The 17,125-nt window shown below is 55.3% G+C and carries 14 protein-coding genes; 12 read left to right on the top strand and 2 right to left on the bottom strand.

Features of this window, described 5'->3' with window-relative positions; translation table 11 throughout:
• Positions 1-14 precede the first annotated feature (14 nt).
• The gene (gene msbA / locus ACUTQW_RS00945) at positions 15-1,763 is read left to right on the top strand and encodes a lipid A ABC transporter ATP-binding protein/permease MsbA (protein ID WP_006324560.1); all 1,749 of its coding nucleotides are present in this window, start codon (positions 15-17) and stop codon (positions 1,761-1,763) included.
• On the top strand, positions 1,763-2,743 hold the full coding sequence (gene lpxK / locus ACUTQW_RS00940) for a tetraacyldisaccharide 4'-kinase (protein WP_006324561.1): 981 nt from the start codon (positions 1,763-1,765) through the stop codon (positions 2,741-2,743). The genes msbA and lpxK overlap by 1 nt, the downstream gene beginning before the upstream one ends.
• Before the next feature lies 1 nt (position 2,744).
• Here lpxK and hglS read toward each other — a convergent pair whose 3' ends face one another.
• Positions 2,745-4,151 carry a 2-oxoadipate dioxygenase/decarboxylase HglS gene (gene hglS / locus ACUTQW_RS00935; RefSeq protein ID WP_006324562.1) on the bottom strand — a complete coding sequence of 469 codons (1,407 nt, stop codon included), beginning with the start codon at positions 4,149-4,151 and terminating at the stop codon, positions 2,745-2,747.
• A gap of 527 nt (positions 4,152-4,678) precedes the next feature.
• Between hglS and cspE the strand changes: the two genes are divergently transcribed.
• From cspE to ACUTQW_RS00905, 6 genes are all read left to right on the top strand, one after another.
• Positions 4,679-4,888, top strand: coding sequence for a transcription antiterminator/RNA stability regulator CspE (cspE, locus tag ACUTQW_RS00930; RefSeq protein WP_004942663.1), 210 nt, complete (start codon positions 4,679-4,681; stop codon positions 4,886-4,888).
• Positions 4,889-5,108: 220 nt separating this feature from the next.
• Positions 5,109-5,330 carry a cold-shock protein gene (locus tag ACUTQW_RS00925; RefSeq protein WP_006320799.1) on the top strand — a complete coding sequence of 74 codons (222 nt, stop codon included), beginning with the start codon at positions 5,109-5,111 and terminating at the stop codon, positions 5,328-5,330.
• A gap of 109 nt (positions 5,331-5,439) precedes the next feature.
• A complete protein-coding gene (locus ACUTQW_RS00920) occupies positions 5,440-6,666 on the top strand; it encodes a winged helix-turn-helix domain-containing protein (RefSeq protein ID WP_006324563.1) in 1,227 nt (408 codons plus the stop codon).
• A 286-nt stretch (positions 6,667-6,952) separates the two neighbouring features.
• Positions 6,953-7,135: a Trm112 family protein gene (locus ACUTQW_RS00915; RefSeq protein WP_004942667.1), complete on the top strand. Its 183-nt coding sequence runs from the start codon at positions 6,953-6,955 to the stop codon at positions 7,133-7,135.
• Entirely contained in the window at positions 7,132-7,881 is a 750-nt protein-coding gene (kdsB, locus tag ACUTQW_RS00910; RefSeq protein ID WP_006324564.1) for a 3-deoxy-manno-octulosonate cytidylyltransferase, read from the top strand. Before ACUTQW_RS00915 ends, kdsB begins: the two co-directional genes overlap by 4 nt.
• A 149-nt stretch (positions 7,882-8,030) precedes the next feature.
• Complete coding sequence (locus ACUTQW_RS00905) at positions 8,031-8,927, top strand: YcbJ family phosphotransferase (RefSeq protein WP_004942685.1); 897 nt, start codon at positions 8,031-8,033, stop codon at positions 8,925-8,927.
• On the opposite strand, the gene elyC is transcribed toward ACUTQW_RS00905, so the two are convergent.
• Positions 8,924-9,697 carry an envelope biogenesis factor ElyC gene (gene elyC / locus ACUTQW_RS00900; protein WP_004942687.1) on the bottom strand — a complete coding sequence of 258 codons (774 nt, stop codon included), beginning with the start codon at positions 9,695-9,697 and terminating at the stop codon, positions 8,924-8,926. The two genes, ACUTQW_RS00905 and elyC, sit on opposite strands and share 4 nt — an antisense overlap.
• Positions 9,698-9,848: 151 nt before the next feature.
• Here elyC and cmoM point away from each other — a divergent pair, with 151 nt between their 5' ends.
• Genes cmoM through mukB form a run of 4 tightly spaced genes read left to right on the top strand, consistent with a single transcriptional unit; the run spans position 9,849 to position 17,107 of the window.
• Positions 9,849-10,634, top strand: coding sequence for a tRNA uridine 5-oxyacetic acid(34) methyltransferase CmoM (gene cmoM, locus ACUTQW_RS00895; protein ID WP_004942688.1), 786 nt, complete (start codon positions 9,849-9,851; stop codon positions 10,632-10,634).
• Positions 10,631-11,953, top strand: a complete 1,323-nt coding sequence (gene mukF / locus ACUTQW_RS00890; protein ID WP_004942690.1) for a chromosome partition protein MukF — start codon at positions 10,631-10,633, stop codon at positions 11,951-11,953. Before cmoM ends, mukF begins: the two co-directional genes overlap by 4 nt.
• Positions 11,934-12,662, top strand: a complete 729-nt coding sequence (gene mukE / locus ACUTQW_RS00885; protein ID WP_020438800.1) for a chromosome partition protein MukE — start codon at positions 11,934-11,936, stop codon at positions 12,660-12,662. Before mukF ends, mukE begins: the two co-directional genes overlap by 20 nt.
• Positions 12,659-17,107 carry a chromosome partition protein MukB gene (gene mukB / locus ACUTQW_RS00880; RefSeq protein ID WP_004942695.1) on the top strand — a complete coding sequence of 1,483 codons (4,449 nt, stop codon included), beginning with the start codon at positions 12,659-12,661 and terminating at the stop codon, positions 17,105-17,107. Before mukE ends, mukB begins: the two co-directional genes overlap by 4 nt.
• Positions 17,108-17,125 lie beyond the last annotated feature (18 nt).

Below are 17,125 nucleotides of genomic sequence, written 5' to 3'. Positions count from 1 at the left end.
ATGCTGGTATTTGCATGATGAATGATAAAGATCTCTCCACTTGGCAGACTTTCCGTCGCCTCTGGCCGATGATCACTCCTTTTAAGACCGGGTTGATTGTGGCCGCCATTGCGTTAGTGCTTAACGCGGCCAGCGATGCCTTTATGTTGTCCTTGCTTAAACCTTTATTGGATGACGGTTTTGGGAAAACCGAGAGCAGCATTTTGCTTTGGATGCCGTTGGCCGTCATTGGTTTGATGGTGGTACGTGGCCTGACGGGCTTCGTTTCCAGCTATTGTATCTCATGGGTGTCCGGTATGGTGGTGATGCATATGCGCCGCCGGCTGTTTGGCCATATGATGAGAATGCCGGTATCCTTCTTCGATCAGCAGTCAACCGGTACGCTGTTGTCGCGTATCACCTATGACTCTGAGCAAGTGGCCTCATCCTCTTCCAGCGCATTGGTCACCGTGGTGCGTGAAGGCGCGTCGATAATTGCGTTGTTCAGCATGATGTTCTACTACAGCTGGCAGTTATCGGTGATCCTGATTGTGCTGGCACCGATCGTGTCTATCGCAATTCGCATTGTTTCAAAACGCTTCCGTAGTATCAGTAAAAGCATGCAGAACACCATGGGGCAGGTCACCACCAGTGCTGAGCAGATGCTGAAAGGTCACAAGGAAGTGCTGATTTTTGGCGGCCAGCAGGTGGAAACCGAGCGCTTCAACTCGGTCAGCAATCGCATGCGCCAACAGGGCATGAAGCTGGTTTCAGCATCTTCAATCTCTGACCCGATTATTCAGTTGATTGCTTCGTTAGCGCTGGCGTTTGTACTGTACGCTGCGAGTTTCCCTAGTGTGATGGCAACTCTGACCGCCGGTACCATCACTGTGGTGTTCTCGTCGATGATCGCCTTAATGCGTCCACTGAAATCGCTGACCAACGTCAATGCCCAGTTCCAGCGCGGGATGGCTGCTTGCCAAACGTTGTTCTCGATTTTGGATATGGAGCAGGAAAAAGATACCGGCACCCGCGAAGTGGCGCGTGCTAAAGGCGATATCGAATTCCGTAACGTGACTTTCTATTACCCAGGGAAAGAAACGCCGGCACTGCGTGATATCAATCTGAGCATTTCAGAAGGCAGAACCGTAGCATTGGTGGGCCGTTCGGGATCGGGCAAATCGACTATTGCCAACCTGCTGACCCGTTTCTATGACGTTCAGGAAGGCGAAATCCTGATGGACGGGCATGACCTGCGCGAGTATACCTTGGCGTCATTGCGCGATCAGGTCGCTCTGGTATCGCAAAACGTGCATTTGTTTAACGACACCATCGCTAACAATATCGCTTACGCTCGTGAAGAGCGTTACAGCCGGGAAGAAATCGAGAAGGCTGCGCGAATGGCTTATGCCATGGATTTCATTGAGAAAATGGAGAATGGTCTGGATACGGTGATTGGCGAGAACGGCGTGATGTTGTCCGGTGGCCAGCGTCAGCGTATCGCTATCGCGCGCGCACTGCTGCGCGATTGCCCGATTCTGATCCTTGATGAAGCAACTTCAGCGCTGGATACGGAATCAGAACGCGCCATTCAGGCCGCGCTGGACGAACTGCAGAAAAACCGCACCTCGCTGGTGATCGCGCACCGCTTGTCGACCATTGAAAAGGCCGATGAAATCCTGGTGGTGGAAGATGGACGCATCGTTGAACGCGGTGAGCATGCGGCGCTAATCGAACGGCGTGGGGTCTACGCACAGCTTCACCGCATGCAGTTCGGCCAATAATGATCGAGCGCATTTGGTCGGGCAGTTCATTGGTCTACCTGCTGTTGTTGCCCTTGTCCTGGCTGTACGGTCTGGTCAGCGGTTTGATTCGGCTGAGTTATCGCTGTGGCCTGCGTAAAAGCTGGCGCGCACCTGTGCCGGTGGTGGTGGTGGGAAACCTTACCGCCGGCGGCAACGGTAAAACGCCAACGGTGATCTGGCTGGTGGAGCAATTGCAACAGCGCGGATACCGGGTGGGTGTGGTATCACGCGGTTATGGTGGCAAAGCGGCATCTTATCCGTTGGTATTGGATGAACACACTACGACCCAGCAGGCGGGCGATGAGCCGGTATTGATTTATCAACGCACCGGTGCGCCTGTAGCGATTTCGCCAAAGCGTGCGGAAGCGGTGCAGGCACTGCTGCACCAGCAGAAACTCGATGTTGTCATCACAGATGACGGTTTGCAGCATTACGCGTTGCAACGTGATTTTGAACTGGTGGTGATCGACGGCGTGCGCCGTTTTGGCAATGGCTGGTGGTTACCGGCGGGGCCGATGCGTGAACGCGCGTCGCGCCTGAACAGCGTGAATGCGCGGATTGCCAACGGCGGCGTGGCTCAGGCGGGTGAAATCGCCATGCGGTTGCAAGCGCGTGAGGCGGTCAATATCGCCAGCGGCGCGCGTCGGCCGGCGGCTGAGTTGCCGCACGTGGTGGCAATGGCCGGGATTGGCCATCCGCCACGCTTTTTCGCCACGTTGGAAAAGCTTGGCGTGGATGTCGAGAAAGAAGTCGCGTTCGCCGATCATCAGGAGTACCAACAGGCTCAACTTGCGGCGTTGGCGTCATCTGAGCAAACGCTGCTGATGACTGAAAAAGATGCGGTCAAATGCCGCATTTTTGCCCAGCCCAACTGGTGGTATTTACCGGTAGATGCGGTTCTTCCCCCCGATCAGGCTGAGTCGTTGCTGCAAAGTATCGAAGCTCTGCTGACGAAATAACTCAAACGGCCAGCGCGTTAAGCCCCAGAGCTTGCGCGCAGGCGTTTATCGAACGCTGTTGCGTTTGTTGATACAGCGCCAATTCATCAATCACCTCTGCCCCCAGTGCCTGCTCGAAAGCGGCACGGCTCGATGCTGCATTGTACTGAGCATGCCGGTTGTCACCCAGATTAGACTGGAAAATGCCTGCAGCGCTAACCGGTAAGAAGTCTTCATATACCAAAGGTTGAAAGCGAACGTGCTCCTGAGCTATCAGTTGTTCCAGCGTACTGTTTTTATCCAGCGAGTCTTTGGCCGCCAGGCCGCACTCGGTAGGGAAATAGCGGAACCATGCCAGTTGCTGCTCACGCAAGGTTGCATAATCATCTGGAAACGCCTGGAAGTTTTCCGCCAGTAACTGATTGTACCGCTCGGCGTTCTTTTCACTTGGCGGTGCCTGCAAGGCATCGTTGGTAGCTTGCAACAGGCGGTCATAGAGCGCGCGGCCTTTCGGGGTCAGCGCTACGCCACGTTGCTCGATTTCGCCAAAACGCGCGGTATGATGTCCGCCCACGGTGCTGCCGTCATGTTCGACAAAGGCTACGCTTTCTTCCAGCGCTTTAAAGCTGGTTTGGCGTAGCAAAATTGGCCGACGGCGAGGTGGCGGGCCTTCGATAACGGCTTTAGGCGTGATTCCCCGACCGGGCATCGCTTGCTGGACGAGGTCGATATTCAGCGTGCGTGGCGTCAAATGGTTGATGTGTGGGCCCTTGAACGCCACTACGTCTGCAATCAGACGGTGCTGATCGTGCAATTGTTGATATTCGGCGGCACTGACGGTCGCCCGGTTGTGCCAACGAAAAGTTTCCAGCGCCTGTTCGATAAATTCACTGGCCTGGCTGTCATCCAACCCGCCCTGAGCTTCCTGCAAGACGATCAACTCCAGCACGCGTTCAGTAAAGATGCGGCGGCGGGCCAGCAGTTGCTGGGCCAACTGACGTAACGCCGGGCTTTCAATCAGCTCTAACCGTAATAATGAGGTGAAAACCCGGAATGGGCTGATCTGCAGCGCATCTTCATGTACTGCGCGAAACGCGGTGGAATGAACCGGAACTCCTGCCACGGCCAGATCGTAATACCCGACCGGCGACATGCCCATGACGTTAAACAGCCGTCGCAGAGTAGCCAGCTCATCCGCCGTACCTACCCGGATTGCCCCGTGGCGTTCCATGGCCAGTCTTTCGATTTCACCGGTAATTTGTAATTGATGCGCCAATGCGGCATCTTCGCGCAGGACCTGTCGGTTGGTTTCCGCAACCAGTTCGAGCAAATCGCCATAGAGAGGTACCTCTTTTTGGTACATATCTGACATGGCGTGGGAGAACCTGGAGCGGATTTCATTCGGTGAGACGAACTGCTGGGCGGTCATGCGCATAGCTCCTTTATTCGGGATAATCTGAAAAATAGTATTTTTTGCGGTAAAAGTGCTGGCTGAAAGGCCATCCGCCTTGTTTTCACCCCAAGTTTAGCTATCTCGGTTGGGTTTTGTTATAGTTTGGACAAGCATATTGGATTTTTATGCGTTAGCTCTCATTTGCAATGGTCCTGGCGGAAATGACGGCCGTCCGGAAGGCAATGCTTCTGAGTGGAAACGGCAAAAATAAATTAATTAATCTATGCATAATCATGGACATAAAAACAAATTTGGCGGAATTATAAAAATATGCCAATAAATTGCTTGTGTAAAATCTAGATTTATGAGTAAATGCATGTCGGCCTGTGATACAGACCTATTTATGTTCGAGTTTAGATTTAAGCAGTTCCTCCAAAAACGTTATCATCTGATTCCGCTTCAAAGACGAACCTTCTAAGTACCTCCCATAAGTAATGTTCCTAAAAACGGCCTAAATTGCCTTATGGCAGGTTTTGTATATATATTTAAAAGGTAAATGTGTAATGTCTAAGAAAACGGGTCAGGTTAAATGGTTCAACGAAAGCAAAGGTTTTGGTTTCATTGAGCAAAACGACGGTGGTAAAGATGTATTCGTACATTTCTCTGCAATCGCGACCGACGGTTTCAAAACTCTGGCTGAAGGCCAGCGTGTTGAGTACAGCATCCAGGACAGCCCGCGCGGGCCGGCTGCCGCCAACGTTGTTGCTCTGTAACTAAACAGGCAATGACGTAAAGAGATCTTAATACAACCATGATGAGGCGTTAATGCCGATTCATTGCGGAAGATATTAAGTTCAACAAGCCCGCGTAATGCGGGTTTTTAATTTTTTGCTCACGAGAGGTTTGTTACGAAAAACTTTAGGATGGGCTGGTAGCGTCCAACAATAATAAAAATAACGTTGTTAAGGATGCTCAAGTAAAAGGATATAAGTTATGTTTAAAAATACTGTGTTACAAATGGGCCGTGTGAAATGGTTTGATCAAGCTGCAGGCTATGGTTTTATTTCACCGGTAGATGGTAGCGACGAAATCTATGTTAGCCGTCGTTCTATCGCCAATACTAAAAATAAATCGTTAAACGAAGGTCAGAACGTTGAGTTCTCGATCTATCGCAGCTCCCACGGGCTGTCAGCGGCAGACGTCATCGCGTTCTGACCCACCCCTTCCTCGCCAGTGCCGGTGCCGCCACCCCAAGCACTGGCGAAGAAAAATCTTCTGATATCCACTATTATCGAGCAATCGCTTAACGACTTTGGATGTCAGGATGCTTACCCCGGTTATTTCTCTTGCCGCCGCCCGCGCGCTTCATCTTGCTGCACAAGGGCTATTATCCCCGATTAAACGCAAAGCCAAACCCGACGATGTGGTTACCGCCATTCAACGTATGGGATTACTGCAAATAGATACCATCAGCGTTGTCGCACGCAGCCCCTATCTGGTGCTGTTCAGCCGCCTGGGCGATTATCAGCCGGAATGGCTGGAACAGGCGCTGGCCAGTCGTCAGCTGTTCGAGTATTGGGCGCACGAAGCCTGTTTCTTACCCATTGAAGATTTTGGTCTGTTGCGCCATCGTATGCTGCAACCGCAGGGTATGGGCTGGAAATATTCTGAAGAGTGGGTGCAAAAGCATCAGGCGGCAATGGACGATCTGCTGTTGCATATCGAAGCCAGCGGGCCGGTGCGTTCGGCAGATTTTAATGCCGAAAAAAGAGGGAATAGCGGTTGGTGGGACTGGAAGCCGGAAAAGCGCCACCTCGAAATCTTGTTCACCGCCGGTAAATTGATGGTGGCCGAACGGCGTAATTTTCATCGTGTTTACGATCTGACAGAAAGGTTATTGCCGCACTGGGATGATGAGCGTCATGCGTTACCTGCGGACCATGCGCAGCAGGAAATGCTTGGCAGGGCTTGTCGTTACCTGGGGATTTTCAGGGCTGAATGGTTGGCGGATTACTACCGTCTGAAGCGGGTTACGCCGAAAGTGCTGCTGGCATCGCTACAGCAACGGGGCGAAATAATGCCGGTGGCCGTTGATGGGCTGGACGGCGATTTTTACGTGCATCATTCACTGGTGCAAGAACTGCAGTTGGCAGAGCAGGGGGCGCTAAAATCCAGTGTGACCACCTTGCTTTCTCCGTTTGACCCTGTGGTTTGGGATCGCCGACGTGCGCTGGAGCTGTTCGATTTTGATTACCGGCTGGAGTGTTATACGCCGAAGGAAAAGCGACAGTACGGTTACTTTACCCTGCCGGTGTTGCAACGGGGCGAGTTGATTGGCCGCATTGATGCCAAAATGCATCGGCGACAGGGCATTTTCGAAATTATCAGTTTCCACCCGCAGGCCAAAGTTCGGTTTGGCAAACAACGTGCGCAGGATCTTCGGCAGGCAATCACGCGCAGTGCAAAATGGCACGGGGCAAAACAGGTGACGCTGGGGGATATTCCGGCACAGTTGGCCGTCGAATGGGGTGAAGGGTGGGAAGTGGAATAACGAGCGGCGTCGTCAGCGTGGGTAAAACGAATTTTCAGCGCCGCCCGTTACAATCAGATCTATGCCTTAGTTGCTGAAATTGGCAAACAGGGCGATGATTTTGTGAATACGTTTGATCATGGAAAGCGTCTTTTTTGTGACTTGTATCACAAAATTCTACGCCTGCATCACAGTCAATTCAATCCCCCGCGCCAGATTAAAAGGCAGCGGTAAAACAGCGGTGATTAACCTGGCACATAGCGTTATGCTATTCTCACGCACTTTAGATCTCCACTCAGGAGGAAGCATGGACCACCGTTTACTCGAAATCGTTGCCTGCCCGGTTTGCAACGGTAAGCTCTATTTCAATAAAGAAAACCAGGAACTGGTCTGCAAAGTGGACGGCCTCGCCTATCCGCTGCGTGATGGCATTCCCGTACTGCTGGAAAACGAAGCGCGTTCGCTGTCATTGGATGAGAAACACGCATGAGTTTTATCGCTATTATTCCAGCCCGTTACGCATCAACCCGTTTGCCGGGCAAGCCGTTGGCCGATATTCACGGTAAGCCAATGGTGGTGCACGTAATGGAACGTGCACGTGAGTCCGGCGCCAGCCGCGTTATCGTAGCGACCGATCACCCCGAAGTGGCCAAAGCGGTCAAAGCCGCCGGTGGCGAAGTGTGCATGACCAGCCCGCATCACCATTCCGGTACCGAACGCCTGGCGGAAGTGATCGAGCATTATGGTTTTGCCGATGACGAAATCATCGTTAACGTGCAGGGTGACGAACCGATGATCCCGCCGGTGATCGTACGCCAGGTGGCAGAAAACCTGGCAGCCAGCCAGGCCGGCATGGCCACTCTCGCGGTACCGATCGCCAGCGCGGAAGAAGCCTTTAACCCTAATGCCGTCAAAGTAGTGATGGATGCACAGGGTTATGCGCTCTATTTTTCACGCGCGACTATTCCCTGGGATCGGGAACGTTTTGCTCAATCCAAAGAAAGTATCGGCGACAGCCTGCTGCGCCACATCGGCATTTACGCCTATCGTGCCGGTTTTGTGCGCCGTTATGTCAGCTGGGCGCCAAGCCAACTGGAGCAAATTGAGCTGCTGGAGCAACTGCGGGTGCTGTGGTACGGTGAAAAAATCCATGTGGGGGTTGCTAAAGCCATTCCAACCGTGGGTGTTGATACGCCGGAAGATCTGCAGCGCGTGCGCGACAGCATCAAGGGCTAAGCATTAAAAGCCGGCACGTCGCCTGGCGTGTCGGCGGTACAATTTCCCGTATTCTTTATCCCCATTTTGTTGATCTGCGTTGAGGATTTTTTTTGCTCACCGTTCGATGATGTCAGCGTCTCCTCTTTTTCTCTTGAGGTTATTTCCTTATGGAGCAGTTACGCGCCGAACTGAGCATTGTGCTGGGCGAATCCATCAGTCGACTGGAACGCGTTAGCGAACAGCCTTATGCACACATGTACTCGTTGTATGACCAACAGGGTCACGCGATCCCGCTGATGGCAAAAAGCTTTGTCTGTCAGGGTATAGCCCAGCAGGAAGCTTATAAGTTGTCGATGCTGGCGCGTGAAGGGGATATCCGCCTGCCGACGGTGTATGGCGTGGTCTATACCCATCAGGCGCCCTATAAAGAGATCCTGTTGATCGAGCGTCTGCGGGGGGTGTCGGTGGAGGCGCCGACGCGAACGCCGGACCGCTGGAATATGCTGATGGAACAGATCGTCGATGGCGTATTGGCTTGGCACCGTATCGACAGCCACGGTTGCGTCGGCACGGTTGACAGCACGCAGGAAAACGACTGGTTTTGTTGGTATCAGCAGCGGGTCGAGGTGCTGTGGTCGACGCTCGGGAACCTCAACTCGCCGCAGTTGACGATGGCCGATCGCCGCTTGTTGTACCGCACGCGGGAGGCGCTGACCCATTTTTTTGTCGGTTTCGACGATCCTTGTGTGCTGGTGCACGGCAACCTGTCATTGCGCAGCATGCTGAAAGATGCCAAAAGCGACCAACTGCTGGCGATGCTCAACCCTGGGATGATGCTGTGGGCACCGCGTGAATATGAGCTGTTCAGGTTGTGCGAGGCCGGGATGCCCAGCCAACTGATGTTTTATTATTTGCAGCGGGCACCGGTATCGGAGTCGTTCCTGGTGCGACGTTGGCTGTATGGCGTATGGGAAGCGGCAGGGCGGTTAATTCACACCGGCAAGCTGGATAGGCAGCTGTTTGACCATGCGTCGAAACAGCTGCTGCCCTGGCTTGCCGGCTAGTCGGCAGAGGCCTCATCGGCCCCTTTGAGCGATTGCCACAGGCTGCCCAGCGTTTCATACCAGGCACGTTCGCTGTGGCCAAGGAACATGGCTGAGGGTACCACGCGATCCCAAATATTTAACCTGGAGCTGATGGCCAACTGATTGGCCGGCGCCGGAATAGGGTGCAACCCCTTGGCTTCAAAAAAGCGCATCGCCCGCGGCAAATGGTTGGCTGAGGTCACCAGTATAAACGGTTGCTGGCCGACCAGCTTCGACACCTGTAACGCCTCTTGCTCGGTATCCATCGGGCGATCCAACAACACCATATCGCTACGAGGCACCCCCAGGCTTTCCGCTACCCGCGCCGCAGTTGCAGCGTTGCTCAAGGTATTGGCGCCGCCGGCACCGGTGAACACCATCTTGCTGCCCGGATGCGCGAGATATAAGCGCACGCCCTCCGTCACTCGTGGCAGGCTGTTACCTATCAGGTTGGAGCTGGGAGCCCAATCCGGGTTAAAGGTATAGCCGCCACCCAGCACCACGATATAATTCACCTGGTCATTGCCACGATAGGTTACATATTCAGACTCTATAGGTCGCAACAGCCGGTCGGCCACCGGCTGCAGGCTGAAAAGCAGTAAAAACAGCCAGCTCAGTGATAAAATTACTTTGCCGCTTTTTTGCCAGCGGGTGAACCATAGCAGCAACAGCGCCAGCCCCATCAACAGCAGCAGCGCAGGTAATGGCATTAAAATGGCGCCAATGAACTTTTTCAGGTTGAACAGCATCAAAAATCAGGTCCTTTTGGGCGAAAAAACGACATCCGGGCACAATCAGGCCGCAAGAAGATTCATTCTAAGCCAGTCTGTGCCAAAATAGCAGGTTTGAATGGGCTGGCGCTTTGCCCCCATCAGGATAAGATCAGCGGAGCCGTTGTCCATGCAGGATCGCAATTTTGACGATATTGCTGAAAAGTTTGCGCGTAATATTTACGGCACCACCAAAGGGAAGATCCGTCAGGCGGTAGTCTGGCAGGACCTGACCACGCTGCTGGCCCAGTTGCCGCAGCGGCCGCTGCGCATTCTGGATGCCGGCGGCGGCGAAGGCCACCTGGCTTGTCAACTGGCAGAATTAGGACATCAGGTGTTGTTGTGCGATCTTTCTGGTGAGATGATCCAACGCGCTGCGCAACTGGCCGAACAGAAAGGTGTGAGCCAGAACATGCAATTCATACAAAGTTCAGCGCAGGATATTGGTCAGCACTTGGAACAGCCGGTTGATCTGATATTGTTCCACGCGGTGCTTGAATGGATTGCTGAACCTGAGGCGGCGTTGCAGGCATTGTTCAACTGCCTGCTACCCGGCGGCGCACTGTCATTGATGTTCTTTAATGCCAACGGCCTCTTGATGCGCAACGTGGTGTTGGGTAATTTCCAACTGGTGAATCCAGAGGTCAGAAGGCGCAGAAAGCGCTCTTTGTCGCCGCAATATCCGCACAACCCGCCGCAGGTTTATGGCTGGCTGGAGCAAATGGGCATGCGCATCAGCGGGAAAACCGGCGTGCGCGTGTTCCACGATTATCTGCAGAGCAGGCAGCTACAGACGCAAAAATTTGAAGAGTTACTGGCGCTTGAACAGCACTATTGCCGGCAGGAGCCGTACGTGAGTTTGGGGCGCTATATTCACGTCATGGCGCATAAACCAAACCTGAAGGACGAACTATGAGTGAATTTTCCCAGACAGTACCCGAACTGGTCGCCTGGGCACGGAAAAATGATTTCTCTATTTCGCTCCCTACGGAGCGTCTCGCGTTTTTGCTCGCTATCGCCACCCTTAACGGCGAGCGACTGGACGGCGAGATGAGCGAAGGTGAGCTGGTTGATGCATTTCGCCATGTCAGCAAGGGTTTCGAACAGACGCATGAAACGGTGGCGGTCCGCGCCAACAATGCGATTAACGACATGGTGCGCCAGCGCCTGTTAAACCGCTTTACCAGCGAACTGGCAGACGGCAATGCGATTTACCGTCTGACCCCGTTGGGCATCGGTATCACCGATTACTATATCCGTCAGCGCGAATTCTCTACGCTGCGCCTGTCGATGCAGCTGTCGATCGTGGCGGAGGAGCTAAAGCGCGCCGCCGACGCCGCCGAAGAGGGCGGAGATGATTTCCATTGGCACCGCAACGTGTTTGCACCGCTGAAATATTCGGTGGCGGAAATCTTCGACAGTATCGACATGACCCAACGGCTGATGGATGAGCAACAGCAGGGCGTGAAGGAAGATATCGCCGCACTGCTGAATCAGGATTGGCGCGCGGCGATCTCCAGCTGTGAGATGCTGTTGTCCGAAACTTCCGGCACGCTGCGCGAGCTGCAAGATACGCTGGAGGCGGCGGGCGACAAGCTGCAGGCCAACCTGTTGCGCATTCAGGATGCGACGCTGGGCGGGATGGAACTGGGCTTCGTCGACAAACTGGTGTTCGATCTGCAAAGCAAGCTCGACCGCATTATCAGTTGGGGCCAGCAGGCGATTGACCTGTGGATCGGTTACGACCGTCACGTGCATAAATTTATCCGTACCGCGATCGACATGGATAAGAACCGCGTGTTCGCCCAACGCCTGCGCCAATCGGTGCAAAACTATTTCGACAACCCATGGACGCTGACCCACGCCAACGCCGACCGCTTGCTGGATATGCGTGACGAAGAGCTGGCGCTGCGCAGCGAGGAAGTGACTGGGGAACTGCCGCCGGATCTGGAGTTCGAAGAGTTCAGCGAGATCCGCGAACAACTGGCGGCAATGATCGAACAGGCGCTGAAGATTTATCAGGAACAACAGATACCGCTCAATTTAGGGGCGGTAATGCGCGATTATCTGGCGCAATATCCGCGTGCTCGTCATTTCGACGTAGCACGTTTAGTGGTCGACCAGGCTGTGCGCCTTGGTGTGGCTGAAGCAGATTTTTCAGGGTTGCCGGCGCAATGGCAGGCAATCAATGATTACGGAGCCAAGGTCCAGGCCCATGTCATCGACAAATATTGAACAAGTAATGCCAGTCAAGCTGGCCAAGGCATTGTCTAACGCGCTGTTCCCGGCGCTCGACAGCCAACTGCGTGCAGGTCGTCACATCGGTATCGATGAGCTGGATAACCATGCCTTCTTAATGGACTTTCAGGACGAACTGGAAGAGTTTTACACCCGCTACAACGTGGAACTGATCCGCGCGCCGGAAGGCTTTTTCTACCTGCGCCCGCGTTCCACTACCCTGATCCCGCGTTCGGTGTTGTCCGAGCTGGACATGATGGTAGGGAAAATCCTGTGCTATCTCTATCTCAGCCCAGAGCGTCTGGCGCATGAGGGGATTTTCAGCCATCAGGAGCTGTACGACGAGCTGCTGAGCCTGGCGGATGAGACCAAATTGCTGAAGTTCGTTAACCAGCGCTCCACTGGCTCGGATCTCGATCGTCAGAAACTGCACGAAAAAGTGCGTACCTCGCTGAACCGCCTGCGTCGCCTGGGCATGGTCTATTTCATGGGCAATGACAGCAGCAAGTTCCGCATCACCGAAGCCGTGTTCCGCTTTGGCGCCGACGTGCGCAGCGGTGACGATCCGCGTGAAGCGCAACTGCGCATGATTCGTGACGGTGAGGCGATGCCGGTCGAAAACAGTCTGTCGCTGAACGACGAGAGCGAAACTGAAGACCAGCAGGTTGATAACACTCCGGACAGTGCAGAGGATGAACAGGAATGATTGAACGCGGTAAATTTCGCTCGCTGACGCTGGTTAACTGGAACGGCTTCTTTGCTCGTACCTTTGATCTGGATGAGCTGGTGACCACGCTGTCCGGCGGTAACGGGGCCGGGAAATCCACCACTATGGCGGCTTTCGTCACCGCGCTAATCCCCGATTTGACGCTGCTGCACTTTCGTAATACCACCGAAGCCGGCGCCACCAGCGGTTCGCGCGACAAAGGTTTGCACGGCAAGCTGCGCGCCGGGGTCTGTTACTCCACTCTCGACGTGATCAACTCGCGCCATCAGCGCGTGGTGGTTGGCGTGCGTTTGCAGCAGGTTGCCGGTCGCGATCGCAAGGTGGACATCAAGCCGTTCACCATTCAGGGGCTACCGACAGCGGTGCAGCCTACTGAACTGCTGACCCAAACGGTAGGCGAGCGCCAGGCGCGCGTACTGACGCTGCAGGAACTGAAAGAGCGCGTCGAAGAGATGGAAGGCGTGCAGTTCAAGCAGTTCAACTCCATCACCGATTACCACGCTTTAATGTTCGATCTGGGCGTGCTGCCGAAACGCCTGCGTTCGTCCGCCGATCGCAGCAAGTTTTACCGCCTGATCGAAGCCTCGCTGTACGGCGGGATTTCCAGCGCCATCACCCGATCGCTGCGCGATTATCTGTTGCCGGAAAACAGCGGCGTGCGCAAGGCGTTCCAGGATATGGAAGCGGCACTGCGCGAAAACCGCATGACGCTGGAAGCGATCCGTGTCACTCAGTCGGACCGTGACCTGTTCAAGCACCTGATTTCCGAAGCCACGTCCTACGTGGCGGCAGACTACATGCGTCATGCCAACGAACGGCGCATTCATCTGGACGGCGCGCTGGCGCTGCGCAGCGATCTGCTGGGCAGCCGTAAACAGCTGGCCGCCGAGCAGTATCGCCACGTGGAAATGGCGCGTGAATTGGCAGAGCAGAGCGGTGCGGAATCCGATTTGGAAACCGACTACCAGGCCGCCAGCGATCACCTGAATCTGGTGCAAACGGCGATGCGTCAGCAGGAAAAGATCGAGCGTTATGAAGGCGATCTGGAAGAGCTGACCTACCGCCTGGAAGAACAGAACGAAGTGGTTGCCGAGGCCAGTGAGCAGCAGGCCGAAAACGAAGCGCGCGCCGAGGCGGCCGAGCTGGAAGTGGATGAACTGAAAAGCCAGCTCGCCGATTACCAGCAGGCGCTCGACGTGCAGCAGACCCGCGCCATTCAGTATCAGCAGGCGTTGCAGGCCTTGGAACGGGCTCGCTCGCTGTGCCAACTGCCAGAACTGACCGCTGAAAATGCCGAACAGTGGCTGGATACTTTCCAGGCCCGTGAGCAGGAAGCGACGGAAGCGTTGCTGATGCTCGAGCAGAAACTGAGCGTGGCCGACGCCGCGCACGGTCAGTTTGAACAAGCTTATCAACTGGTGGGCAAAATCGCCGGCCAGGTCAGCCGCAGCGAAGCCTGGCAATGCGCGCGCGAATTGTTGCGCGATTGGCCTTCGCAGCAGCACCTTGCCGAACGCGTGCAGCCGCTGCGCATGCGCCTGAGCGAACTGGAACAGCGTCTGCGCTCCCAACAAGATGCCGAGCGTCTGCTGCAGGAGTTCTGCAAGCGCCACGGCCAGGAGTACCAGCCGGACGATCTCGATGCGCTGCTGCAAGAGTTGGAAGAGCGTCTGGAATCGCTGTCGCAGAGCGTCAGCGACGCCGGCGAGCGCCGAATGGAAATGCGTCAGGAACTGGAGCAGATCCAGCAGCGCATTCGCGAGCTGACCGCACGTGCGCCTGTCTGGTTGGCGGCTCAGGATTCCCTGAGTCAGCTTAGCGAGCAAAGCGGTGAAGAACTGGAAAGCAGCCAGCAGGTGACCGAGTTCATGCAGCAACTGCTGGAGCGCGAACGTGAAACCACCGTTGAGCGCGACGAAGTGGCTGCCCGCAAGCGTGAAGTTGAAGCGCAAATCGAGCGCCTTAGCCAGCCTGGCGGTGCCGAAGATCAACGTTTGGTGACCCTGGCCGAACGTTTTGGCGGCGTGCTGCTTTCTGAAATCTACGACGATGTCACCATCGACGATGCGCCTTACTTCTCGGCGCTGTACGGCCCATCGCGCCACGCGATCGTGGTGCCGGATCTGTCGCTGGTGCGCGAGATGCTGGAAGGTCTCGAAGACTGCCCGGAAGATCTCTATCTGATCGAAGGGGATCCGCAGTCGTTCGATGACAGCGTGTTCGCCGTCGAAGAGCAGGACAGGGCGGTATTGGTGAAAACCGCCGATCGTCAGTGGCGTTATTCGCGTTACCCGGAAGTGCCGCTGTTTGGCCGCGCCGCGCGTGAAAACCGTCTGGAAGTGCTGCATGCCGAGCGTGAAACTCTGGCTGAGCGCTACGCGACGCTGTCATTCGACGTGCAAAAGACCCAGCGTTCGCATCAGGCTTTCAGCCGCTTTATCGGCTCCCATCTGGCGGTGGCGTTTGACGCCGATCCGGAAGCGGAAATCCGTGGCCTCAATTCCCGTCGCGGTGAAATCGAGCGTGCACTGAACAACCATGAAGCGCAAAACCAGCAGCAGCGGCAGCAGTACGATCAGGCGAAAGAGGGCATCTCGGCGCTCAACCGCCTGATGCCATTGGTGTCACTGCTGAATGACGATACTCTGCAGGACCGGGTGGAAGAGATCCGCGAAGAGCTTGAAGAGGCGCAGGATGCTGCGCGCCATATTCAGCAACACGGCGTTTCCCTGACCAAGCTGGAACCCTTGTTGTCGGTGTTGCAAAGCGATCCGCAGCAGCATGAACAGCTGCAGCAGGATTACACCCAGGCGCAGAGCGTACAGCGTCAGGCCAAGCAACAGGCGTTTGCTCTGATCGAAGTGGTGCAGCGTCGTGCGCACTTTGGTTATACCGACTCTGCCGGCATGCAGAACGCCAACAACGATCTTAACGACAAGCTGCGCCAGCGTCTGGAGCATGCGGAAGCGGAACGTACCCGCGCCCGTGAGCAACTGCGTCAGTATCAAACCCAATTTACCCAGTACAGCCAGGTACTGGCATCGCTGAAAAGTTCGTATGACGCCAAGCGCGACATGCTGAAAGAGCTGAGTCAGGAACTGGTGGACATCGGCGTGCAGGCGGATGCCAACGCCGAAGCGCGTGCGCGAGCGCGTCGTGACGAGTTGCATGCGGCGCTGAGTACCAACCGTGCGCGCCGTAACCAGTTGGAAAAACAGCTGACCTTCTGCGAAGCGGAAATGGACAGCCTGCAGAAGAAACTGCGCAAGCTGGAGCGCGACTATTACCAACTGCGTGAGCAGGTGGTGACCGCCAAGGCGGGTTGGTGTGCGGTTATGCGCATGGTGAAAGACAACGGCGTTGAACGCCGTCTACACCGTCGCGAACTGGCTTATATGGACGGTGACGAGCTGCGCTCGATGTCGGATAAGGCGCTGGGTGCGTTGCGTCTGGCGGTGTCGGATAACGAACATCTGCGCGACGTTCTGCGTTTGTCGGAAGATCCAAAACGCCCGGAACGCAAGATTCAGTTCTATATCGCGGTGTATCAGCATCTGCGCGAGCGTATCCGCCAGGATATCATTCGTACCGATGACCCGGTTGAGGCCATCGAACAGATGGAAATCGAGCTGGGTCGCCTGACCGAAGAACTGACCGCGCGCGAGCAGAAGCTGGCGATCAGTTCCAAGAGCGTGGCGAATATCATCCGCAAAACCATCCAGCGTGAACAGAACCGCATCCGCATGCTCAACCAGGGTCTGCAGGCGGTGTCTTTCGGCCAGGTGAAGAGCGTGCGGTTGAACGTCAACGTGCGCGAAGCGCATGCGACGCTGCTGGACGTGCTGGCCGAGCAGCGAGAGCAGCATCAGGATCTGTTCAACAGCAACCGTCTGACCTTCTCTGAAGCCTTGGCGAAGCTGTATCAGCGCCTGAACCCGCAGATTGATATGGGGCAACGCACGCCGCAGACTATCGGCGAAGAGCTGCTGGATTACCGTAACTATCTGGAGCTGGAAGTGGAAGTGTTCCGCGGTTCTGACGGTTGGCTGCGTGCCGAGAGCGGCGCGTTGTCTACCGGGGAAGCGATAGGGACCGGGATGTCGATCCTGGTGATGGTGGTGCAGAGCTGGGAAGAGGAGTCACGCCGTCTGCGTGGCAAGGATATCTCGCCTTGCCGCTTGCTGTTCCTCGATGAAGCGGCGCGACTGGACGCCAAGTCCATCGCAACGCTGTTCGAGCTGTGCGATCGTCTGGAAATGCAGCTGATTATCGCTGCGCCGGAAAACATCAGCCCGGAAAAAGGCACCACTTATAAGCTGGTGCGTAAGGTGTTCCAGAACCATGAGCACGTGCACGTAGTGGGGCTGCGCGGTTTCGCCAATGAGCTGCCTGCACCGGGCACTGCTGCGGTAGAAACGCCGTAAACGCAAAAAAGTCCGCTA

The organism is Serratia sp. TSA_7 (assembly GCF_052692135.1).
The sequence above is the reverse complement of the archived record's forward strand: the minus strand, read 5'-3'. Positions and strand labels throughout refer to the sequence as shown.